Origin of the sequence: Halanaerobium kushneri, assembly GCF_900156285.1 — a bacterium.
Lineage (GTDB): Bacteria > Bacillota > Halanaerobiia > Halanaerobiales > Halanaerobiaceae > Halanaerobium > Halanaerobium kushneri.
This window is the reverse complement of the sequence record NZ_FTNC01000004.1, coordinates 174,231-195,203: the sequence shown is the minus strand read 5'-3', so window position 1 is coordinate 195,203 and position 20,973 is coordinate 174,231. Positions and strand designations below refer to the sequence as shown.

The 20,973-nt window shown below is 38.1% G+C and carries 24 protein-coding genes; 2 read left to right on the top strand and 22 right to left on the bottom strand.

All coding sequences use genetic code 11. From position 1 onward, the window contains the following. Nucleotides 1–15 precede the first annotated feature (15 nt). From BW929_RS04550 to BW929_RS04520, 7 genes are all read right to left on the bottom strand, one after another. Nucleotides 16–1,881, bottom strand: a complete 1,866-nt coding sequence (locus tag BW929_RS04550) for a SpoIVB peptidase S55 domain-containing protein (RefSeq protein WP_076544197.1) — start codon at nt 1,879–1,881, stop codon at nt 16–18. 23 nt (nt 1,882–1,904) lie between these two features. Further along, entirely contained in the window at nt 1,905–2,945 is a 1,041-nt protein-coding gene (gene mreB / locus BW929_RS04545; RefSeq protein WP_076544196.1) for a rod shape-determining protein, read from the bottom strand. A 188-nt stretch (nt 2,946–3,133) separates the two neighbouring features. Continuing rightward, nucleotides 3,134–4,414: a cation:proton antiporter gene (locus BW929_RS04540; RefSeq protein ID WP_076544195.1), complete on the bottom strand. Its 1,281-nt coding sequence runs from the start codon at nt 4,412–4,414 to the stop codon at nt 3,134–3,136. Nucleotides 4,415–4,479: 65 nt separating this feature from the next. After that, nucleotides 4,480–4,944 carry a CBS domain-containing protein gene (locus BW929_RS04535; RefSeq protein ID WP_076544194.1) on the bottom strand — a complete coding sequence of 155 codons (465 nt, stop codon included), beginning with the start codon at nt 4,942–4,944 and terminating at the stop codon, nt 4,480–4,482. A 3-nt stretch (nt 4,945–4,947) separates the two neighbouring features. Then, nucleotides 4,948–5,901, bottom strand: coding sequence for a 1-phosphofructokinase family hexose kinase (locus tag BW929_RS04530; protein ID WP_076544193.1), 954 nt, complete (start codon nt 5,899–5,901; stop codon nt 4,948–4,950). 82 nt (nt 5,902–5,983) lie between these two features. After that, nucleotides 5,984–7,234: a UDP-N-acetylglucosamine 1-carboxyvinyltransferase gene (locus BW929_RS04525; RefSeq protein ID WP_114489291.1), complete on the bottom strand. Its 1,251-nt coding sequence runs from the start codon at nt 7,232–7,234 to the stop codon at nt 5,984–5,986. Nucleotides 7,235–7,305: 71 nt separating this feature from the next. Then, complete coding sequence (locus tag BW929_RS04520) at nt 7,306–7,866, bottom strand: YueI family protein (protein WP_076544191.1); 561 nt, start codon at nt 7,864–7,866, stop codon at nt 7,306–7,308. Between the two features lie 258 nt (nt 7,867–8,124). Here BW929_RS04520 and BW929_RS04515 point away from each other — a divergent pair, with 258 nt between their 5' ends. Next, complete coding sequence (locus tag BW929_RS04515; protein WP_076544190.1) at nt 8,125–8,739, top strand: TetR/AcrR family transcriptional regulator; 615 nt, start codon at nt 8,125–8,127, stop codon at nt 8,737–8,739. 10 nt (nt 8,740–8,749) lie between these two features. Further along, complete coding sequence (locus tag BW929_RS04510; protein ID WP_076544189.1) at nt 8,750–9,622, top strand: DUF6920 family protein; 873 nt, start codon at nt 8,750–8,752, stop codon at nt 9,620–9,622. 235 nt (nt 9,623–9,857) lie between these two features. Here the strand turns inward: BW929_RS04510 and BW929_RS04505 are convergent, their stop codons facing one another. From BW929_RS04505 to BW929_RS04435, 15 genes are all read right to left on the bottom strand, one after another. Continuing rightward, the gene (locus tag BW929_RS04505) at nt 9,858–10,289 is read right to left on the bottom strand and encodes a F0F1 ATP synthase subunit epsilon (protein ID WP_076544188.1); all 432 of its coding nucleotides are present in this window, start codon (nt 10,287–10,289) and stop codon (nt 9,858–9,860) included. A 3-nt stretch (nt 10,290–10,292) separates the two neighbouring features. Then, nucleotides 10,293–11,705 carry a F0F1 ATP synthase subunit beta gene (atpD, locus tag BW929_RS04500; RefSeq protein ID WP_076544187.1) on the bottom strand — a complete coding sequence of 471 codons (1,413 nt, stop codon included), beginning with the start codon at nt 11,703–11,705 and terminating at the stop codon, nt 10,293–10,295. Nucleotides 11,706–11,728: 23 nt separating this feature from the next. Beyond that, the gene (atpG, locus tag BW929_RS04495) at nt 11,729–12,637 is read right to left on the bottom strand and encodes an ATP synthase F1 subunit gamma (protein WP_076544186.1); all 909 of its coding nucleotides are present in this window, start codon (nt 12,635–12,637) and stop codon (nt 11,729–11,731) included. Between the two features lie 2 nt (nt 12,638–12,639). Beyond that, the gene (atpA, locus tag BW929_RS04490; RefSeq protein WP_076544185.1) at nt 12,640–14,220 is read right to left on the bottom strand and encodes a F0F1 ATP synthase subunit alpha; all 1,581 of its coding nucleotides are present in this window, start codon (nt 14,218–14,220) and stop codon (nt 12,640–12,642) included. A 1-nt stretch (nt 14,221) separates the two neighbouring features. Beyond that, nucleotides 14,222–14,782, bottom strand: coding sequence for an ATP synthase F1 subunit delta (gene atpH, locus BW929_RS04485; protein ID WP_076544184.1), 561 nt, complete (start codon nt 14,780–14,782; stop codon nt 14,222–14,224). Next, a complete protein-coding gene (atpF, locus tag BW929_RS04480; RefSeq protein WP_076544183.1) occupies nt 14,779–15,279 on the bottom strand; it encodes a F0F1 ATP synthase subunit B in 501 nt (166 codons plus the stop codon). The genes atpH and atpF overlap by 4 nt, the downstream gene beginning before the upstream one ends. A 114-nt stretch (nt 15,280–15,393) precedes the next feature. Then, nucleotides 15,394–15,651 carry an ATP synthase F0 subunit C gene (atpE, locus tag BW929_RS04475; protein ID WP_076544182.1) on the bottom strand — a complete coding sequence of 86 codons (258 nt, stop codon included), beginning with the start codon at nt 15,649–15,651 and terminating at the stop codon, nt 15,394–15,396. A gap of 37 nt (nt 15,652–15,688) precedes the next feature. Then, complete coding sequence (locus tag BW929_RS04470; protein WP_076544181.1) at nt 15,689–16,096, bottom strand: ATP synthase subunit I; 408 nt, start codon at nt 16,094–16,096, stop codon at nt 15,689–15,691. A 103-nt stretch (nt 16,097–16,199) separates the two neighbouring features. Next, nucleotides 16,200–16,457 carry an ATP synthase F0 subunit C gene (gene atpE, locus BW929_RS04465; RefSeq protein WP_076544180.1) on the bottom strand — a complete coding sequence of 86 codons (258 nt, stop codon included), beginning with the start codon at nt 16,455–16,457 and terminating at the stop codon, nt 16,200–16,202. Nucleotides 16,458–16,481: 24 nt separating this feature from the next. Beyond that, entirely contained in the window at nt 16,482–17,141 is a 660-nt protein-coding gene (gene atpB, locus BW929_RS04460; RefSeq protein WP_076544179.1) for a F0F1 ATP synthase subunit A, read from the bottom strand. Between the two features lie 105 nt (nt 17,142–17,246). Then, the gene (locus BW929_RS04455; RefSeq protein ID WP_076544178.1) at nt 17,247–17,468 is read right to left on the bottom strand and encodes an AtpZ/AtpI family protein; all 222 of its coding nucleotides are present in this window, start codon (nt 17,466–17,468) and stop codon (nt 17,247–17,249) included. A 135-nt stretch (nt 17,469–17,603) separates the two neighbouring features. Then, on the bottom strand, nt 17,604–18,644 hold the full coding sequence (locus tag BW929_RS04450; protein ID WP_076544177.1) for a glycosyltransferase family 4 protein: 1,041 nt from the start codon (nt 18,642–18,644) through the stop codon (nt 17,604–17,606). 22 nt (nt 18,645–18,666) lie between these two features. Further along, nucleotides 18,667–19,314 carry a uracil phosphoribosyltransferase gene (gene upp, locus BW929_RS04445; RefSeq protein ID WP_369862595.1) on the bottom strand — a complete coding sequence of 216 codons (648 nt, stop codon included), beginning with the start codon at nt 19,312–19,314 and terminating at the stop codon, nt 18,667–18,669. A 26-nt stretch (nt 19,315–19,340) separates the two neighbouring features. Continuing rightward, nucleotides 19,341–19,838 (bottom strand): low molecular weight protein arginine phosphatase, encoded by a 498-nt coding sequence (locus tag BW929_RS04440; RefSeq protein WP_084566088.1) that lies wholly within the window; start codon nt 19,836–19,838, stop codon nt 19,341–19,343. Further along, complete coding sequence (locus BW929_RS04435) at nt 19,825–20,958, bottom strand: L-threonylcarbamoyladenylate synthase (RefSeq protein WP_084566087.1); 1,134 nt, start codon at nt 20,956–20,958, stop codon at nt 19,825–19,827. The genes BW929_RS04440 and BW929_RS04435 overlap by 14 nt, the downstream gene beginning before the upstream one ends. Between the last annotated feature and the right edge of the window lie 15 nt (nt 20,959–20,973).

Here is a 20,973-nt window from a genome sequence, read left to right as displayed (position 1 = left end):
TTCGGATAAATAGAGTTAATATTGCTTTTCCTCTCTATTATTTCCTGCTGCTTGAGCCTCCTCACGACTGGAAGGGTCTAAGATCTCAAGATCAAGATTTAAACTACCCTCAAGTACATAATCGGTCGAATAACGTTCTTTTATCTCTTCATCTATATTGTCTAATTGATCAACTTCTCCAGCATTTTTTTCAGCTGCCTGGACAGCTGTTTCTCCTTCGGCTCCACTATCCTTTTTTTGCCCGGGAGCAACTTCGCTGCTTTCCTGATAAACAGGAGCAGCATAGGAAGGATACAGCTGTAAAATAACATCATTATTGTCCGGAGAGTCCAGATATGAATTTAGCATGGACTCAAAACTTTTATGGCCAGAAACTTCTGCTTCATTCAGGCCACCACTGCTCTGCATTTGCGTTGTATCTTCAGGTCGCATTGCCTCACCAGTATAACCTCCATCAATAAAGAGGGTTGCAATTCCAGGCTCTACATCTTCGGGCACCTTAATTGTCAAATTCTTCTTTTCTGTCCCATTGCGGTAACGGTGTAGAGTCACCTCTACTTCAATTTCATCACCAGGATATATTTTATCATTTAAGACTTTCGCTTCCTGAATTAAAGCCACACTGTCACTCTGATTGAAGTTCAATTCCAGTCTGATATCAATTAAATTAATCTCCTCAAAAGGATTTGTCAAAATCAGATCTAAAAGCTGAGAAAAATCATAGAGGGCCATACTGCCAATATCATTTTGGCTGTAATACATATTACTAGATTCTATCTGCAGCTGCGGCAGTCCCCGTCCCATAATTTTTACTCTGGATTCTGCCGAACCAGGTCCTATTCTATCCAGAGCAGAGTCAACAGCCTGTAGAGCAGCACTGTTTGCCAGGGAGGAGAAAAAATATTCGTCATTTATAATCTGCAGACTAACTTCTTTTTGCAGCTTGCCATTTTCGGAAATCGAAATATAAAGCGGGGTGATTTTGGGATAAGTATCTATTCTGCCGGCAATTCCTGCCCCTCTGTCCTGAGTTACAGAACCCAGGAGCCGTTTATAGGGAGAACCAAGTTTAAAAGGTTGCTCTGTACTTGGAATCACAGCATTAATATGAGCTCTGCTCAAAAGATAATTAACATCACCTTTATTGGTAAATGGATGACCAAAAGCCAAAAAACGTCCCTGATCTACATAGGTTAGAGTTCCGATTGAGGCAACACTAATATCACCTCTAACCAGCTGGACTGCAACTGCTTCCCCGGGCTCAGGTCTTTTATTGCTTTTATCTGTTTCTTCAATTCCTGAGCCTGGAATTACATCCAGATCCAGTTCCGCCAGATTATTTTCCAGTCTCTTTAGTGCTCTTCCTCTGATACCGCTGACCATCACTGGAGTTTCTGATCTGATAATATTTTCATCCGGATCCAATTCTTCCAGATCAAATTCAAGATCACTCATATCTCCATCTGTTTTTTCAACCTTATCATTTTCCAGAAGTTTTAACATCCGCTCGATTGGGGTAACCAATCCATAACGATGATCACTATTATTCCAACCATAACCGATTGCTCCAATTAGTCTTCCCTCAAGATAAATAGGACTGCCGCTCATCCCGGCAGCAATACCACCATATTCATCCACTTTATCCCCAGTCAGTTTAATCAGGATAAGATCCTCATCTAAACTGCGGTTATCCAGTACATCAACAATTTCAATATCAAACTTTTCTATCTTATTACCAGAAAAAACAGTCTTTCCATAACCTGTCATTCCTGCTTCCACTTCATCTAAAGGCATTATATTTTCTGCTGCAAGCACTGGGGTATTGATCAGGATTAAAAATATTAAAATAGATAATAAAATTTTAGCTGTCTTACTTTTCAATTTAAATCACTCTCCAGTTACTTTTACGATAATATGCCCTGTTCTCCTGTACTTAAAACATTTGATATTTTGTCCAGTTCATTTAAAGCCTGACCGGTTCCTTCAGCAACACAGACCAGCGGATCATCAGTAACAAAGGCCCCAACTTCTGTCTGCCGACTGATAAACTTATCCAGCCCCTCAAGTAGAGAGCCACCACCTGTTAAAATAATACCTTTTTCTACTATATCAGCTGATAATTCGGGGGGAGTTTTTTCTAAAACCCGCCTGGCCGCCTGAGCAATATTATCAAGCAGTTCTTTAAATGCTTTATTTGTTTCCTCAGCTGTTAATTCAATATGTCTCGGCAGACCGGACATCAAATCTCTTCCTTTTACCTCATACTTAGCAGAATAATTGGGATCTGCACTCCCAATATTGATTTTGATCTCTTCGGCAGTCGATTCGCCAATAACTAAGTTATAATTTTCTCGAATATAGCGCACCAGAGCCTCATCAAATTTATCGCCACCGACTCTAATCGACTCTCCAACTACAATTCCTCCCAGAGAAAGAACTGCTATTTCTGTTGTTCCACCGCCAATATCAATTACCATATTACCTTCTGCTTTTTCAATTCTAAGTCCGGCTCCAATTGCGGCTGCTACAGGCTCCTCGATCAAAAATGCTTTGCGGGCACCTACCTGAACTGCCGCCTCCAGAACAGCTCGACTTTCGACTCCAGTAACACCAACCGGAATACAGACCATAATTAATGGTTTGATAAACCTGCTTTTTACTCCGACTTTTTTCAAAAAACTTTTAAGCATCATTTCTGCTACCTCAAAATTGGCAATTACACCATCTTTTAACGGCCTGACAACATCTATATTAGCTGGTGTTCTACCAAGCATTCTCCTGGCTTCCTCACCAACTGCAATCACTTTATTTGATTTTGAGTCTATAGCTACAAAAGAAGGTTCCTGCAAAACAATTCCCTTATCACTCTCGTAAATAATAACTGTAGCTGTACCTAAATCAATCGCGATTTTCTTGCTAAATTTATTCAAAAGATTCAATAGCATACTCCTTCCTGTTATTAACTCTATTTAAACCCTACAAACACTCGACTTCCAGTATCTTATAAACAAATTACCACTATAATATGATTTCTCTAAAAAAGAAGTAATTCCTGCAGTCTTCAGCTTACACCTCATTATAGACTATTAATCTTAAAATAAAATTAAAAACTGTTATTTTTTCGCTGACTGCTTTATTCGTGTGTTTCCCCTGCATTTACTACAGCATATTTAGTTAAAAGTGGACCAAATACTTCAGTCATAGCAGCTGTAAGTAATAAAGTGTTGAAAATCACAAGGCCAATTTCAGGAGCCTGAACATACTGTCTCTGGATAGAATAAGCCAGAGCGATTGCTACCCCACTCTGAGGCAAAAGTCCCAGACCAATATATTTTTTTACCGCTTCTGGAGCTCCAGAAATACTGGCGGCCAGAGTTGACCCCCCCACCTTACCGACGATACGCGCAATTAAATAAGTAAAGGCTATCAGCAGAAAACTAAGGGAACCCATCTCCGAAAATCTGATTTCAGTACCAGCCACTATAAAAAACATGGCATAAAGAGGAATTGTCATGGTATCAATTTCTTCCGAAATCTGCAGGTTCATTTTGGCAAAATTTCTAACTCCAAAACCAACCGCAAGATTGGCAATCAATGGGGAAAAGCCAAAGAAAATTGAAATTGAAGAACTCAAAGTAATTGTTGTTACAACTGTTAATATCTTTCTGGTTTTTTCATTAAAAATAGTTAATAGATGCTGAGCTGCATAACCAAATGCCAGACCAACAATAATAGCACCAAAGATCTCAACTAAGGGAAAAATTATCACTTCAACTAAGTTAATGGCTCCCTCCCCCTGATAATGGGCATAAGCTATCGGATTGATCAGCGAAAAGATTATTAAAGCAAAAGCATCATCCAGGCCAACAACAGCCATAATAGTCGAAGTAAGCGGTCCTTCCGCATTGTACTCTTTTAGAACCATTACAGTAGCAGCCGGCGCAGTAGCAGAAGCAACAGCACCAAATAAAAGTGCTTCATAAAGTGGTGATCCGGTTAAATAAATAGCCGCAGTAACCACTATAAAGGCCGAAATGGATTCTGCTAAAGCTATAGAAATTATACTTTTACCAAGCCGTTTAATTGTTTTAAATGACAGTTCACTACCAATTGTAAAAGCAATAAAAGCCAGAGCTATATTGGTAATATAACCAAGGTTGGCGAGAATAAAAGTATACATGTTATACATTTCCTGATTTATCATCGGAAAAAGTGATATAATATCAGGACTCAATAAAATCCCCAGAAAAACATAACCAACAACTATTGGTATTCTGTATTTTTTGGCCAGCAGAACTATCAAAAAAGCAAAAAGCAGAAAAACAGAAATCAAATAAAGTTCTTTATTGGCTATGTTTTCTAAAGCAAGCCATTCTTCAACTTCAATTGCAGAGAAAGATACTAGTTCATTCATAAATCACACCTCGTTTTTATTCTATTAACTTATAAAATTATAAAGTTATAAATAGAGAATAACAATTAATCATTCCTTTTATCTTCAGCCTCATCCAGTAAATAATGCAGCAAATTTGATCTCTCTATAAACCCCCGTAAAAACCCCTTGTCATTAATTACAAAAAGATGAGACTCTTTATTATTAAGCATAATATCAGCAATTTTTTTCATATCACTATTTTCTTTGACAGCATCCCGGTTGCGGGCCATATATTTTTCCACTTTTTCATCCTTGACGTATTTTAAATTTTCTACCGCTTCATTAACTTCATAAAAAAGTCGGCTGCTGTCTAAAAAACCAAAGCTCTCAGGAATTATGTTCTTTAAAATATTGTTGCTGTAGATAGTTCCCACAAAAAGATTTTGATGATCGACTACGGGCAGAACTGACTGCTCTGATCTATACATCAAAATAATCGCCTTCCGAATACTGTCATCAGGTGTAACTGAATTCATCGTCCGCACCATATATTCTTTTACATGACTCATTTTTTATCCCTCCAGCTTTTTAATTTCCAGTCTATCCAGACAGCAGTCATAATTTTTACGGTCATCTAAATAAATTTCTTTATTTTCGGCTATCCATAAAGCTGCTGCACCACCACGGCGATTGGCCTCCAGAAAATCAAAATTATCTGTCTGAAAAGCATAATCTAAATATCCTGTGTTATAGGCGTCACCTGCTCCCAACCAATTTATAATACAATAACCCTTTGGCGAAAGCTGATATACTGAACCATCCTTATCAAAAAGCAGGCGGTCACAGTGGAAAGGAATCATTACCCTTTTGGCCCCCATCTCCTGCATCTTTTTGCCGGCTTTTATATAATCTTCTTTATCATTCATTTCCAGATCCAGAATTGTTTTATGGTGCTTAAAATAAGGGGTAACTACCTCCGGCTCTGATTTTAAAGCCAATTTTAATGCTTCACCACTTGCCTGCAAAAATACATGTTTACCTTTGTTTTTGGCAATTTTTATTAGACGCTGATAAATATTAAAGTCCACTCCTTCGGGTACTGAACCTGACATTAAAATACATTCACTTTCGGAGATAGACCTTTTAAAACGAACAATTAGTTCTTCAACTTCCTCTTTTTTTACTTTAAAAGTATAATCATTATACTGAGTATAAGTGGCTGGTTCGCGACCAATTATCTTAACATTATTTCTAATCTCACTCTCAGTATAAATATAATTACTGATAATATCATATTTCTGAACCATTTTTTCAAAAAACAGTCCCTGTTTACCACCCACAAAGCCAATATTCTGAACATCATTATATCCAAGTGCTTTAAAGTTTATGGCACTAATTAGACCTTTACCACCCGGATAAACTTTCAGGTCCTCATGATCATAAATAAACTGGTTTTTCATAACTTCGTTTTTTTCGACAAAATACTCACGGTCAATAGCCGGATTTAATGTTACTGTTGTAATCATTACTTTCACCACCTTATTTTTTTGAAGATCAAATTTGATTTTTAAAACAGAAAACCGCTGAAATATCAGCGGCAGGTTTTATTTACTCAGATACTTTACTTATAGAAGCTCCAACTTCTCGAAGCCTCTTTTCTATATTTTCATAGCCACGTTCCACATGGTAGATGTCTTTCACTTCTGTTTGACCCTCAGCTGCCAGTCCGGCCAGAATAAGTGCAGCTCCTGCCCTCAGATCTGTAGCCCTTACTTCGGCACCAGTCAGGCGGCCCGGTTTAATGAGAGCACTATGTCCATCAATCTTGATTTCTGCTCCCATTCTTTTCAGCTCATCTACATGCATAAAACGATTTTCCCAGACTGTTTCGATGATTAAACTTGTCTCATCAGCCTGAGTTAGCAGAGCCATCATCTGAGACTGCATATCTGTAGGAAAACCAGGATAAGGAAGAGTCTTAACATCAACAGCTTTTAATTTATTCCCTGCTTTAACTCTAACTCCAGCAATATCCTCTTCTACAGAGATACCCATCTCATGCATTTTAGCAATCAGTGGTTTTACATGTTCGGTCAGCACATTGCGCACAAAAACATCCCCACCGGTGATAGCAGATGCTATCATATATGTACCAGCTTCAATTCTATCAGGAATAATGCGGTGCTCAACTCCGTGCATCTCATCAACACCTTCGATCTTAATAATATCTGTACCTACACCTTTAATATTAGCCCCCATTACAGTTAAAAAGTTAGCTAAATCGACAATTTCTGGTTCCCGGGCAGCATTCTCGATCACTGTTTTTCCTTCCGCCCGACTGGCAGCAATCATTATATTAATAGTTGCTCCAACACTAGGATAATCCAGATAAATTTCAGCACCAGTAAGCTTATCAGCTTTAACATCTACAACCCCGTGATCCAGGTTAACCTCTGCTCCCAGCGCTCTAAATCCCTTTAAATGAAGGTCAATCGGACGATTCCCGATATTACAACCCCCGGGAAGTGTAGTTCTGGCGTGACCTGATCTGGCGAGCATTACTCCCAGTATATAATAGGAAGCACGCAGCTTTCGGGCCAGCTCATGATCGGCCTCTGTTTTAGAAACTGTGCTTGAGTCAATTTCGATCCGGTTTTGATCTCTTTTTACTTTTGCTCCCATATCTTCAATAATACTGCATAAATTTGTTACATCTCTAAGCTGTGGAATATCTTCTAAAACAACCTGAGAATCAGCAAGCAGTGATGCAGCAATAATCGGTAAAGCTGCATTTTTTGCTCCTCCAACTTTAATCTCTCCATTAAGTGGATTTAAACCTTCAATAATATACTTGTCCACCTCTAAAAGCCCCTTTCTAATAAAACACGCCTTTAAAGGCCGCATCAAATCTTATCATTTTTAAATGACAGTTATTTTTTCTGGCAGCCTATACAGCCTGTACCTGTTAATTTATCGAATATGCCGGCTTTTTTATAATTGATTTTTTCTTCCGGCGCTTTTTCCATCAATTCCTTCCAACAATCACTGCAGAGCAAAGAGCCTGCATTCTTTATAATATTATCAGATATACCCTTTTTTTGCAACTTTTCTTGCCGCTCCGGAATCTGTCCCAATTGCTGTTTTACTGCATCTTTTCCAGCAACTGCCAGAGCTACATTTCCCCGGAATTCAGGAGAGTTTTTTCTGTTAAATCTAACCCCTTCTTCCCGGGCCCATTTTATATAATCTGAGATATTTTTTTTATCTATATCTCCCCGAATAATTAGTTTATTTGCTTCTGCACTTTGAAGAGCATTTTTAATTTCAGGATATAATGCATCCTCCTTAAGCTGACTTTCTGATAAATATGCAATCACTCTCTCCTGATACTCCCCTAAAAATCTATTTTTCTCACCCTTTTTTATTTCAGTTGGACCAAAAGCCCCCTCACGAGCGGTTTTTTCTAATTTACTTTCATCATTTTTCTTCATAGAAATACCTCCCGCTTATATTTTACCACTTTCAGTTCCTGATGTACAGGTAGGCAGCTTTGTGATTGAATCTGTTTGTTTATGTGTGTATATGTACACGCACCGTGCACCTGTCAGTTTATGTCGAATTTTACACTTGACAGCAGCCAAAGATAGTGATAAATTTAACTAAACAGTGTTTATTATAATTAACAAAATTTATTAAACTGTATAATTCTTAAATAATTATAGTTGTTTGCTTTTCGAAAGGAGAAAAATATGAATGAAAATTTAAAAGCTGCCAAAACCAGATTGATTAAAGAAGCTATTGTCAAAGCGGCAAAAAAAATTATCGAAGAAGATGGCTTAGCCTCTCTGTCTATTCGAAAGCTGGCTGAGCAGATTGGATATTCCCCTGCCGCTATTTATCAATATTATGACAGTAAAGCTCAAATTGTTAGTGCAGTAATTCGGGATGGTTATCATGAAATCATTAATTCTATTCAGAGCGAAAATTCGAACTTTCAATCTGCAGAAGAAGAAATCCGCCATAAATTGAAAATTTACATTAAAAATGCGCTCGAAAACAAAAACTACTATAGGGCTGTAATGATGAGTGAAGATAAAAATGTTCTCCAGTTTACCAAAGTTTTGAATAAACAAACACACTCAAATCAATCAGCAATCCAATTCCTGGTGAATTTGATTGAAAAGGGCCAAAAACAGGATGAGTTTTTAAACAACAGTGCTGAAATTTTAGCAAAAAGCATCTGGACTGCAACCTTTGGCCTCATTATCAGAATGATTATAGAAAATATTGATGATCAGCAGAGGCAAAATGAATTAATAGAAAACCAGCTTCAGCTGATTTTTGATGGAATAAGAAAAAAATAAAGGAGGAAATATGAATATTTTTAAATTTGGATTCTGGCCATCTATTCTTGTTTTAGTTTTTTTATTAATAATTTTAGGTGCAGCCGCAGCTGCAGTTGGAAAATGGGAGTTTAATAAGAAAATTGATTCAGAGCTTAAAAAATTAAAGCAACAAAATTCTACAGCCTCAGATTTTAATAATCAAAAAATTACTGTTGAGGACTTAAGAAAGCTACCTGAACCTGTTAATAAATGGCTTAAACACACGGGAGTAATTGGAAAAAAAAGAATTTCAGCGGTAAATTTAAAGCAGAGTGGGGAAATGAAATTAGAGCCTGATCAGAAAAAGTGGTTTAAGCCAGAAGCAGAGCAGTTTATTGCTGTTAATGAGCCGGGTTTTCTCTGGCAGGTTGATCTGTCTATGTTACCGGTTATTAAAACCAGAGGAAGAGATCTCTTTAAGCAGGGAAATGCTTCCATGCTGATTAAAATTGCTTATCTGCTGCCAGTTGTTAATCAGGAGGCAAATGCAAAAATTAATGAATCAGCTCTGCACAGATTTTTGCTGGAACTGCCCTGGTATCCGACAGCTGCCTTAAATAATTACATCAGCTGGGGCGAAATAGATGCCACTACTGCCCGGGCCACCATTAATCATCAGGGAGTCCAGGCCTCTGCAGACTTTATTTTCGATCAGAGAGGAAATTTGCTTCGGACTGAGGCGCTGAGATATAAAGAGAGCAGTGAAGGTGCTGAAAGATTGAAATGCACTGGAGAGCTCAAGGAATATAAAGAATTTGATGGCATAAAAATCCCGACTAAAATTGATGTCAGCTGGTATTTAGACAGTGGAAAGTTCACCTGGTTTAAGGTTAAAATAGAAGAAATTAATTTTAAATATTAGTAAGAGAAGAATGTCAATTCTCTCTGGGTAGTATTAGGACCACTTTTACAAATAGTTCGCACTTTTATTTTTACTGTTGTACTTTGGCCGTTTAAAAGTGTATTTATAGAAAAAGATAAGTGGTGGTTGAAAATATGGTTTTGTTTTGCTTAGCTTAAATTAATAAAAACCACCCGACTTTTTTCGACAAAAATCGGGTGGTTCACGGTGCATGTAGTGCATGTATGTTTTAGTTTTATATCCGATCATAACCATGGTCATGATGTCCGGCTGCCTTTAGACGAGCCAGGGCTCGATCATAGGCGGCTTCTGCACGAGCAAAATCGACATTTTCACGATCTTTTTCCAGTTTGGCTTCGGCGCGATCACGAGCGGCTTCAGCTCGCTCAACATCAATTTCCTCCGGCAGTTCGGCAGTTCTCACAACCAGATTTATCTGGTCAGGCTGAACTTCCATAAAACCTTCACTGATAGCTATCTGAATTTCTTCTCCTCCTTTAACAACTCTCACAACACCAATCTGCATTGCTGTCACAAGAGGTGCATGGTCAGGCAGAATACCTATCAAACCATCAATGGCAGGCCCCTCGATTAAATCAACCTGTTCACTATAAACTAATTTCTCAGGGGTTACTACATCTAGCTGAATTTTTGGTGCAGCAGCCATTGGCTACTCACCTTCTTCCAGCTGTTTAGCTTTTTCTACTGCGTCTTCGATTGTACCTACCATATAGAAGGCTTCCTCAGGCAGATCATCATAACGCCCTTCTAAAATTCCTTTAAAACCGCGAATTGTATCATCCAGCTCTACATACTGACCTGGAGTTCCGGTAAACTGCTCAGCAACAAAGAAAGGCTGAGATAGGAAACGCTCAATTCTACGGGCTCTATTTACAACAATTTTATCTTCTTCAGATAATTCATCCATACCTAAAATTGCTATAATATCCTGTAAGTCTTTATATTCCTGCAAAATCTCCTGGACCTCACGGGCAACCTGATAGTGTTCCTCACCGATAATTCTCGGATCGAGAATATTAGAGGTTGAATCAAGTGGGTCAACAGCAGGATAAATTCCTTTTTCCACAATGTCTCTTGAGAGTACTGTTGTAGCATCTAAGTGAGCAAATGTGGTAGCAGGAGCAGGGTCAGTCAGGTCATCTGCAGGTACATAAACTGCCTGAACAGATGTGATTGAACCTTTTTTAGTTGAGGTAATTCTCTCCTGCAGGGAACCAACATCATAAGCAAGTGTTGGCTGATAACCTACCGCAGAAGGCATTCTACCTAACAGAGCAGATACCTCAGAACCGGCCTGAATAAAACGGAAAATATTATCAATAAATAATAATACATCCTGTCCAGCCTCATCGCGGAAATACTCAGCCATTGTTAAACCTGTAAGACCAACCCGCATTCTAGCTCCAGGTGGCTCGTTCATCTGACCAAAAACCATAGCAACCTTATCTAAAATATCGGCTTCCTGGAATTCCAGCCAGAGGTCATTACCCTCTCTTGTTCTCTCTCCTACACCGGAGAATACAGAATAACCTCCATGCTCTGTAGCTATGTTATTAATTAATTCCTGGATAAGTACTGTTTTTCCTACCCCAGCACCACCAAAGAGACCAACCTTACCACCACGTGTATAGGGTGCTAAAAGGTCAATAACTTTAATTCCAGTTTCGAAAAGTTCTGTTGTTGATTCCTGCTCTTCAAACTTAGGGGCAGGACGGTGAATAGGCATTCTCTCATCAGTTTCAACCTCACCGCGGTTGTCAATTGTATCACCTAAAACATTAAATACTCGCCCCAGTACAGCTTCCCCAACCGGAGTACTGATTGGATCACCCTGGTCAACAGCTTCCATTCCTCGTACTAAACCATCTGTTGAAGACATAGCCACTGAGCGAACCCGGTCATCACCGAGCTGCTGCATAACTTCGCAGGTTAAATTTATTTCTTTCTCTTCATTTTCTATTTTAATCGCATTATAAATCTTTGGTAATGTTCCGTCCGGAAATTCAATATCAACAACCGGACCAATAACCTGAACTACTCTACCAATGTTCTGGTCACTCACGCAAATTCCTCCTTTATAAAACTTTATTTAAGTGCCTCTGCTCCACCAACAATTTCAGTAATTTCTTTTGTGATTTCTGCCTGACGGGCTCTGTTATATTTCAATGTCAATTTATCGATCATTTCGTTTGCATTTTCAGTTGCAGAATCCATAGCAGTCATTCGGGCACCAAACTCACTGGCTTTAGACTCCAGCAGAGCAGAATAAATCACATTAATTAAATACTGTGGTAAAATATTATCAAAAACTTCAGCCGGAGAAGGTTCGAAAATGTAGTCTACATATTTCTTGCTTCCCTCTTCTTCAGCTGCTGTTTCAGCCTCTATCTGCTCGGTCTCATCAGTTTTTTCTGCCTCCTCAGCAAATTTTTCTACTGGTAAGAGCTGCATTGTCTTTACCGACTGACTGATAGCAGAATTAAAGTGAGTATAAACCATAGATACCTTATTAACATCCTCTGCTTCAAAATGATGAATAATCTCATCAGCAATATTGTTGGCAAAACCATAACCGGGATAGTCATCAAGCTGAACATATTCGGCCATAATGTCTGTTCCACGGCGGCGGAAATAATCCCGCGCTTTGCGGCCCAGAACCATCAGCGAAACTTCTTCTTCCTCTTCCACAATTTCTTCCGCCAGATCAATTACTTTATGGTTATAGGCTCCACAGAGACCTCTATCACCTGTAATAACAATTACTAAATGCCTGCCACCTTCTCGTTCAGCTAAAAGCGGATGAGCTGTTTCTTTAGTCCGGGTAAAAACACCTCTTAAAACTTCTACTGTTTTATTAAAGAAAGGCCTGGCATCTTCTGCTCTATCCTGAGCATTTTTCAGTTTAGCGGCAGCAACCATTTTCATGGCTCTGGTAATCTTTTGAGTGTTTTTAACACTCCCTATCCGCCGCTGAATATCACGCATATTCTGCATTGTTATTTCACCTCAGCTTCCTCTGCTTCGGTATCAGATTCGTCAGAATCCATATCTACAATAGTGTTTTCCTGAACCTGGAACATATCTTTAAACTCTTTAACCATCTCATCTAATTTTTCTTTAAGCTCATCAGATAATTTTCCGGATTCAACAATTTCTTCTTTAACTTCAGCATAATTGCTGTCTACAAAGTTTAAATACTCTTCTTCAAAGCGGCCTAAATTATCAACCGGGAGATCATCTAAATGACCATTGGTTACAGTATAAATGATAATTACCTGTTCTTCTACCGGCATTGGAGAGTACTGATCCTGTTTTAAAATCTCTACAATTCTTTCCCCACGCGCAAGTTTTTGCTGGGTTGATTTATCAAGGTCAGATCCAAACTGTGAGAAAGCCTCAAGTTCACGATACTGAGATAAGTCAAGACGCAGTGTACCGGCAACATCTTTCATTGCTTTAATCTGAGCATTACCACCAACACGAGATACAGAAATACCTACGTTAACTGCCGGTCTAACCCCAGAGAAGAATAATTCACTCTCCAGATAAATCTGACCATCAGTGATAGAAATTACGTTGGTAGGAATGTAAGCGGAAACATCGCCAGCCTGAGTTTCAATGATTGGCAGAGCTGTTAAGGAACCTCCACCAAGATCATCATTCAATTTAGCAGCACGCTCTAATAAACGTGAGTGAAGATAGAATACATCACCAGGATAGGCTTCACGTCCAGGCGGTCTTCTTAAAAGAAGTGACATGGAACGATAGGCTACCGCATGTTTGGAAAGATCATCGTAAATAACCAGTACATCTTTATCATCTTCGTACATAAAATGCTCACCCATAGCACAGCCGGCATAAGGTGCAATATATCTGATCGGAGCTGGTTCACTGGCAGTAGCAGAAACTACAATAGTGTAATCCATTGCTCCCTCTTCTCTCAATCTTTCTGTAAGCTGAGCTACAGTTGAGTTTTTCTGACCAATAGCTACATAAATACAGATTACATCATTATCTTTCTGATTAATAATAGTATCAATACCAATTGCAGTTTTACCGGTCTGACGGTCACCAATGATTAACTCACGCTGGCCTCTACCAATTGGAGTCATCGCATCAATTGATTTTAAACCGGTCTGCAAAGGTACTTCTACAGGCTGACGATCAACAACACCAGGTGCCTCAGATTCTACCGGGCGGTATGTATCACTATCAATAGCGCCTTTACCATCAAGCGGCTGTCCAAGTGGATTAACAACTCTACCTAAAAGAGCTTCTCCAACTGGAACCTCGACCACACGACCGGTGCGCTTTACATCATCACCCTCTTCAATTAATGTTTCATCACCGAGTAAAACAACCCCGATATTATCTTCCTCTAAGTTCAAAGCCATACCGAATACTTCATTGGGAAATTCCAATAATTCTCCAGCCATAGCATCTTTTAAACCATAAACATGGGCAATACCATCACCAACATCCAGGACGGTACCGACACCCACGGATTCTAATTTTTGTCCGTAATTTTCTATTTCTTTTTTGATAATAGAACTTATTTCTTCAGGTCTCAGTTTCAAATTAATTCACCCCTAACTTACTTACTGGAATCGCTTTAAGTTTCTGCTTTAATGAACTTAACTCATTACGCAGACTGCCATCAATTATATAATCTTCAATTTTTAGAACAATACCAGCAATGATTTCTTCATCTACTTTATTTTCAATCTGAATATTATAATCTAACAGTGAATCTAATTTTGCTTTTAATTTATCAAGAATTGAGCTCTTTAACTCAACAGCTGATGTTACCTCAACATGCAGGATACTTTCGGCATCATCTACAAGAGAATTGAATTCTTTAATTATTGATTCCAGAAAAAATTCTCTCCTTTTATCAATTAGAATAAAAAGAAAGTTTAAGATATCCTGATTTAATTCGTCAGCAAAAATTTTATCCAGTGTTCTCTTTTTGTCTTCGGGCATGATTCGCTGGTGGAAAAGAAGTTCATTTAAATCCTCATTTTCCAATACCAGCTGCCAGAACTCGTCCAGGTCTGATTTTAAATTTAAAAGGTTATCATGATCTTTACCCAGTTCAAAAAGAGCGCGACTGTACTTAGAAGCTACCTCATTTCTCATTGCAGCTCACCCAGTTTCTCTTCATCCAGCTGATCTATAAAGTCCATAATCATCTGCTGATGTTTGTCTTCGTCTAACTGCTCCTGGATTAGTCTGTTAGCTGCCAGAACTGTATAATCAGCAATGCTGTCTCTAAGTTCAGCTGCAGCTTCCTTTTTGGCCTGTTCAATTTCTTCTAATTTCTTGGCCTTTAAATTCTCAGCTCTTTCTTCCGCTTTATTTATAATATCTTTAGCCTTTTTATTGGCTCTACTTTCTGCATTATCTACAATTTCCTGGGCCTCACTACGAGCGTTTTTTAGTTTCTGCTCATATTCGGCCTTCAATTCTTCTGCTTCTTCTCTGCGAGCTTCGGCATCATCTAAATCACCGTTAATCTGAGCTGCTCTTTTATCAAGCATATCTTTGATTGGTGAGTAAAGAAACTTACGCAGTAAGAAAAGAAGAATAAAGAAGTTAACTAATTGCCACAACATTGTAGTATTAATATTAACCAAGAGTACATTCACCTCCTGAAATATAATTACCCATCATGAGGATGGGAAAATAGTCATTATATAGCAAGTACTATTAAGTCAGGAGATCGCTCTCCCGACTTAATTTAGTCTCAACTATATTGTAAAGATTAAAACAATGGCAATAACCAGAGAATAAATACCAGTTGACTCAGCAACGGCCTGACCTAAAAGCATAGTTGTAATAATATTACCTCTTGCTTCCGGATCTCTAGCTACAGATTCTACAGCTTTACCAGCAGCATAACCCTGACCAATACCAGGACCAATACCTGCAATCATTGCAAAACCTGCTCCTAAAAGTGCTGCTGCTCTAATAACTGTGTCAATAACTTCTGGTGAAAATTCTACCATTATAATTTCCTCCTTTCGGTTTTAAAAAACAAAAATCTTATTTATACTCATCAAATTTACTTTGAAAAGTATCCTTTAATAAATCAACAACTGACCACAGTATGACCACAAATTTTATCATAAATAGTCCTACTGCCGCAGCAAGAAAGTCCAAATTGGCATTTCTGGCTGCACTAAAAAGCACTGCAAAATAGAGGGCATATTCTATAAAATATCTATTTCTTATAAATTTTTCTGCTGATTCTTCTTCCATACTCAATGCCCTAATTATGTTATTATATTTTAATCTTAAAAGAAGAGTAGCTATTACAAGCCCAAAGATAAATCCAAATAAAATATCATATTCTCCTGCTATTAGTGATGAAATAATTGGAAATAAGGAAAATAAATAAGTTATCTTTAAGATTTTTATCTGAACTTTTTGGGGATCATTGATATCCTTCATTTAAAACTCCTCTGTAGATTCTGCTGTAAACCAGCAAAAATCTCTGCTTCTTTTAAGAATTAAAAACAACTTAAATTAATAATCTTATAAAAATGACTTTAAATTAAACTCCAAAAATCAAAAAGATCGCAATTACAAGTGAATAGATGCCTGTTGAACCGGAAATAACCTGTCCTAAAAGCATTGTTGTAATAATTGATCCTCTTGCCTGCGGCTGCCTTCTTACAGCAGATGTTGCTTTCCCTGCAGCAAAACCCATACCTATACCCGGGCCAACTCCAGCAATCAAAGCAGCTCCTGCAGCAATGTAAGAGGCGGTTGTAATAACTGTATCAGCAACTTCTGGTGAAAAATCAATCATAATTTGCCTCCTTTCCTTAAACTACTAAGACTTGGCAACAGAAATATAAGCAATTGCTACCATCCCAAAGATTAAGGCCTGAATCATTCCTACAAAAAAGTCAAACCAGGCATGTAAGGGAACAGGTACCAGTGGCGGAGCCGCCTGATAAATTAGGGTAATGATAATCCCACCACCAACTATATTTCCAAAAAGACGGAAAGAGTGAGAAATTGGTTTTGCCAGCTCACCAATCACATTAATTGGTAGTAAGAAAATTACCGGCTCAGCAAATCCTTTAATATAACCCCAGACACCATATTCTCTCATTCCCTCATACTGGACTACTACAAAAACTACTAAAGCAAGCCCTAAGGTAGTATTTAAATCACCAGTAGGACTGGGCAGTCCGGGCACAAGGCCAATCAGGTTACTAAAACCCACATAAATAAAAATAGTGGCTATAAAAGGAAGAAACCTCCATCCTTCTCCCGGCAGCATCGGCTCAATTTGTTTGTAGATTAATTCTACAATCATTTCTGCAACATTCTGTTTTCCTTCTGGTCTAATACTCAAATTAGATGTTAAGTATTTAGCCAGAATTAAAATAATAATTACAGAAAGCCAGCCAACAAGCAGGGTATCAGTTACTGGAAGATATTCTTTACCAAATAGATAAAATTGTATCTGTGGACCTGGATTCAAAATGCTTCCTCCTCTCCAAAAAATAGTATAAAAATCAAAGCATAAAATAAATTGGAAATAGAATTTAATTAAAAAAGAACAAAATAATCAGAAAACAATCTTTATTTAATCCTCAAAAGTTGAAATTAAAAGTTTATATACAGAATAAAAACCAGCTGCCAGACCAACAAGCAGACCGGAAATTTTAAAAAAAAGCTCAAAACCTAAAAGACTGTCTACTAAATAACCGGCACCAAAACCAATCCCGGCCGAAACAACTATCATTAAACCAACTTCTGTTAGCAGTGAAAGACCTCTCATAATCTGACGCCAATCTTTATTATCCATTTTTAATCTTACCTTTGTAATATTTTATTATATAAAAACTCAAGTTGCAAGCTCAAATGTGAAATAAACAACAAAGTCTCAAAAATAACAAATTTTTGAATGCTCTACAATTTTTTAAAACCAGAGCAAAAACCATTAGCTATCTTCCAGTGAACAACCCTCCTGTGGTAATTCCACAGAAAAAATGCCGAGCCTCTTGGCTCCATAGATAATTATTAAAATAACTGAAGTAAAAATAATTAAAGCATGATCAAATTTAATTCCATTAATAACAAAAGCTATGGTTCCTAAAATTGCACTAATAATATACACTGAAATAACAGCCTGGCGCTGATTCATCCCGATTGCCAGCAGTCGATGATGAATATGTCCATGATCTGCTTCTCCAATTGGACGATCATTAAAAATCCTGCGGATGATCGCAAAAGTTGTATCCAGAATCGGTATTGCCAGAGCCAGCATTGGTACAAATATAGTTACTGCCGCTGCACTCTTAAGTGCTCCGGTAATCGAAACAGCTGCTATAATATAACCAATAAACATGGAACCCGTATCTCCCATAAAAATCTGAGCGGGATTAAAATTGTATTTTAAAAAACCCAGACAGCTGCCGGCCAGTAAGACAGCCAGCATCGGTGCTACAAGCTGATTCTCCTGCAGAGCAACTGCAAACAAAGTTAAAACTGCAATAATTGAAACTCCAGCCGCCAGTCCATCAAGACCATCAATTAAATTAATGGTATTAATAATACTGACAATCCAGAACACTGTAAAAGGAATCGCATAGACGCCCAGATAAATAAAACCACCAAAAGGATTGGTAATAAAGTTAATTTTAACACCATAGTAAATTAAAATCAGAGCCCCAATTATCTGGCCAAAAAACTTTAGTGGAGCAGAAATTTCAAATTTATCATCCAGCAAACCTAAGATCAGCATAAAACTGCCACCAATTATAATTCCTTTAATTGTTTGATTGGGAGGCAGAAAAAAGCGGAGCGGAATCATAAAAGCAAGATAAATTGCTGTTCCACCTGCAGTAGCAATAATCTTTGTATTTATTTTTCTTTCTCCAGGCCGATCAATAAAACCAAATTTATGTGCCAGTTTAATAACAACCGGAGTTATGGCCAGAGATAATATTAAAGTAATTATAAAAGCAGCCAGATATAGCAATTATCTTACCTCCATTTCTTTTTTATTTTGTACCGTAAAGTCTATCTCCTGCATCACCAAGGCCGGGAACAATATAAGCATGATCATTTAATTTCTCATCCAGAGCACCTGTCCAGATATCAATATCCGGATGTGCATCCTGAATTTTTTTAACTCCTTCTGGAGCTGCAACTAAAACCATTAATTTAATGCTGCGTGGATTTCTTTCTTTAATAAATTTAATAGCTTCCATAGCAGTATTACCTGTAGCCAGCATAGGATCTACAACCAGCAAATCTCTTTCCTCAACATCAGTCGGCAGTTTACAGTAGTATTCTACGGCCTCTAAAGTCTCAGGATCTCTATATAAACCAATATGACCAACCCGGGCAGCGGGAATCAATTTTAAAACACCATCCAGCATTCCCAGTCCAGCTCTTAAAATAGGAACAACTCCCAGTTTTTTACCGGCAATCATTTTAAACTTTCCTTTAGTTATTGGAGTTTCAATTTCTACATCTTCTAAGGGCATATCTCTTGTTACCTCATAGGCCATTAGAGTTGCCACCTCATCAGCAAGCTCTCTAAATTCTTTAGGTCCAGTATTTTTATCCCTCATTATTGCAACTTTGTGTCTTATTAGCGGATGATCCATTACATGTAATTCACTCAAAGTTATTACTCCCTTCATATTAATATTATTCTACTTAAAGAGGCTTAGTCCTCCTCAATCAGCTCAAAATTCTTTAGTTTTTCCAGTAAGGCCTTTAAATTATCTCTTATTTCATCTCTTGTCTCCCGATAAACTGCTTCGGATAGACCAAAAGGATCCTGAATATCTCTTGATTCAGCATCCAGCTCACTTAATTCTTTTAACGTGAAAATCTTATCAGCCAGATCAGGATGTTTAAGCACCAGAGCCCGGCTGTGTTTCCGGGTCATCGTAATAATTAAGTCTTCCCGGGTAAGCTCAATATCTTCGATATTGTGGGAACTATGTTCTGCCAGATCGATATTTAATTCTGCCATCACAGTACTGGCTTTCTCATTGGCATCAGCCCCTTTAACTGCCGAAATACCAGCTGAAAGAACCTCCCAATTTTTGGCTTTTAACTCTTCTTTTTCAGCTATTAATTCTTTTAATAGATATTCTGCCATCGGACTCCTACAAGTGTTTCCTGTGCAAACAAATAAAATTCTTTTAATTGTCTCCACCTCCTGGCTGAGAATATTGATCGGCAGCTGCAGCTTTGTAAATCCTGTTCATAACTGCTTCTCCTATACCTGCTCGATCCAGTTCTTCAATATAAATTTCCTCTATACTCTGATCTGCATCCATTTTCCTCAATAAATCAAATAGTTTTTGGGCCAGTTCTTCTGGTGCCTTATGATCAAAAACCCGCAAAATCTTTATATTTTTATCTGGTAGCTTGCCAGTATCAATTTCACTCTCTCTGGCAGTTATAATAGCAATCCTGGTATTTTCAGCCCTTTTTAAAGCCTGATTTAAAACCGAAATCCTATCTGCAAAATTAAAAGTATATAATTTCTTCTCCGGTGCATAATGACGATATTTCATCCCTGGAGAAAGAACTTTATCATTTTTCAGCTCAGCTGCCAGAATAACTTCTTCTTCTAAAAATCGAGAAATTTCTTCCCGACTGATTCCACCTGGTCTTAAAACCCGAACCTGATCTCCACTCAGATCAATCACGGTTGATTCCACTCCGAAATGACAAAAGCCCCCATCCAGAATCAGCGGTATTTTTCCTTTTAAATCATTATAAACATGTTCAGCTCTGGTCGGACTGGGAAAACCGGAGGTGTTTGCGCTGGGAGCAGCCAGAGTTAGTCCGGAACTCTCAATTACAGCCAGCATCAGAGGATGGGCCGGCATCCTAACAGCAATAGTCTCCAGGCCGGCAGAGGTTGTCTCCGGAACTTCCTCTTTTTTGGGGAAAATAATAGTCAGCGGCCCGGGCCAGAATCTCTGCATTAATTTTCTAGCTTTTGTCGATATTTTGCCTGCTGTAAGCTGCTCAAGCTGTGATTGATCAGCAATATGTACAATCAGCGGGTTATCCTGTGGTCGCCCTTTGGCTTTAAATATTTTTTTTACAGCTTCAGGATTTAAAGCATCAGCCGCCAGTCCATAGACAGTTTCGGTTGGCAGGGCCACTATTTCTCCCTCTTTTAAGAGCTCTGCCGCTTCAATTACAGCCTGGTCACTCTTTAAATCTGAGCGTAATTTTAAATCAAGTGCCAGTTTTTTGATATCCTGCTGCTGAAATTTAGTCTGATATTCGGTTTTTTTAATCTTTGTTTTATAACCCATCACTTTCACCCGACC

What these genes read in the sequence shown, in the direction of transcription:
- BW929_RS04505 (WP_076544188.1), bottom strand. Translation starts at nt 10,289, where the DNA reads ATGGCTGCTGCACCAAAAATTCAGCTAGATGTAGTAACCCCTGAGAAA.
- BW929_RS04520 (WP_076544191.1), bottom strand. Translation starts at nt 7,866, where the DNA reads ATGAAGAAAAATGATGAAAGTAAATTAGAAAAAACCGCTCGTGAGGGG.
- BW929_RS04535 (WP_076544194.1), bottom strand. Translation starts at nt 4,944, where the DNA reads ATGAGTCATGTAAAAGAATATATGGTGCGGACGATGAATTCAGTTACA.
- upp (WP_369862595.1), bottom strand. Translation starts at nt 19,314, where the DNA reads ATGAAGGGAGTAATAACTTTGAGTGAATTACATGTAATGGATCATCCG.
- BW929_RS04455 (WP_076544178.1), bottom strand. Translation starts at nt 17,468, where the DNA reads ATGGATAATAAAGATTGGCGTCAGATTATGAGAGGTCTTTCACTGCTA.
- atpH (WP_076544184.1), bottom strand. Translation starts at nt 14,782, where the DNA reads ATGAGAAATGAGGTAGCTTCTAAGTACAGTCGCGCTCTTTTTGAACTG.
- atpE (WP_076544180.1), bottom strand. Translation starts at nt 16,457, where the DNA reads ATGATTGATTTTTCACCAGAAGTTGCTGATACAGTTATTACAACCGCC.
- atpG (WP_076544186.1), bottom strand. Translation starts at nt 12,637, where the DNA reads ATGCAGAATATGCGTGATATTCAGCGGCGGATAGGGAGTGTTAAAAAC.
- mreB (WP_076544196.1), bottom strand. Translation starts at nt 2,945, where the DNA reads ATGCTATTGAATCTTTTGAATAAATTTAGCAAGAAAATCGCGATTGAT.
- BW929_RS04510 (WP_076544189.1), top strand. Translation starts at nt 8,750, where the DNA reads ATGAATATTTTTAAATTTGGATTCTGGCCATCTATTCTTGTTTTAGTT.
- BW929_RS04530 (WP_076544193.1), bottom strand. Translation starts at nt 5,901, where the DNA reads ATGATTACAACAGTAACATTAAATCCGGCTATTGACCGTGAGTATTTT.
- atpE (WP_076544182.1), bottom strand. Translation starts at nt 15,651, where the DNA reads ATGGTAGAATTTTCACCAGAAGTTATTGACACAGTTATTAGAGCAGCA.
- BW929_RS04540 (WP_076544195.1), bottom strand. Translation starts at nt 4,414, where the DNA reads ATGAATGAACTAGTATCTTTCTCTGCAATTGAAGTTGAAGAATGGCTT.
- BW929_RS04470 (WP_076544181.1), bottom strand. Translation starts at nt 16,096, where the DNA reads ATGAAGGATATCAATGATCCCCAAAAAGTTCAGATAAAAATCTTAAAG.
- BW929_RS04515 (WP_076544190.1), top strand. Translation starts at nt 8,125, where the DNA reads ATGAATGAAAATTTAAAAGCTGCCAAAACCAGATTGATTAAAGAAGCT.
- BW929_RS04435 (WP_084566087.1), bottom strand. Translation starts at nt 20,958, where the DNA reads ATGGGTTATAAAACAAAGATTAAAAAAACCGAATATCAGACTAAATTT.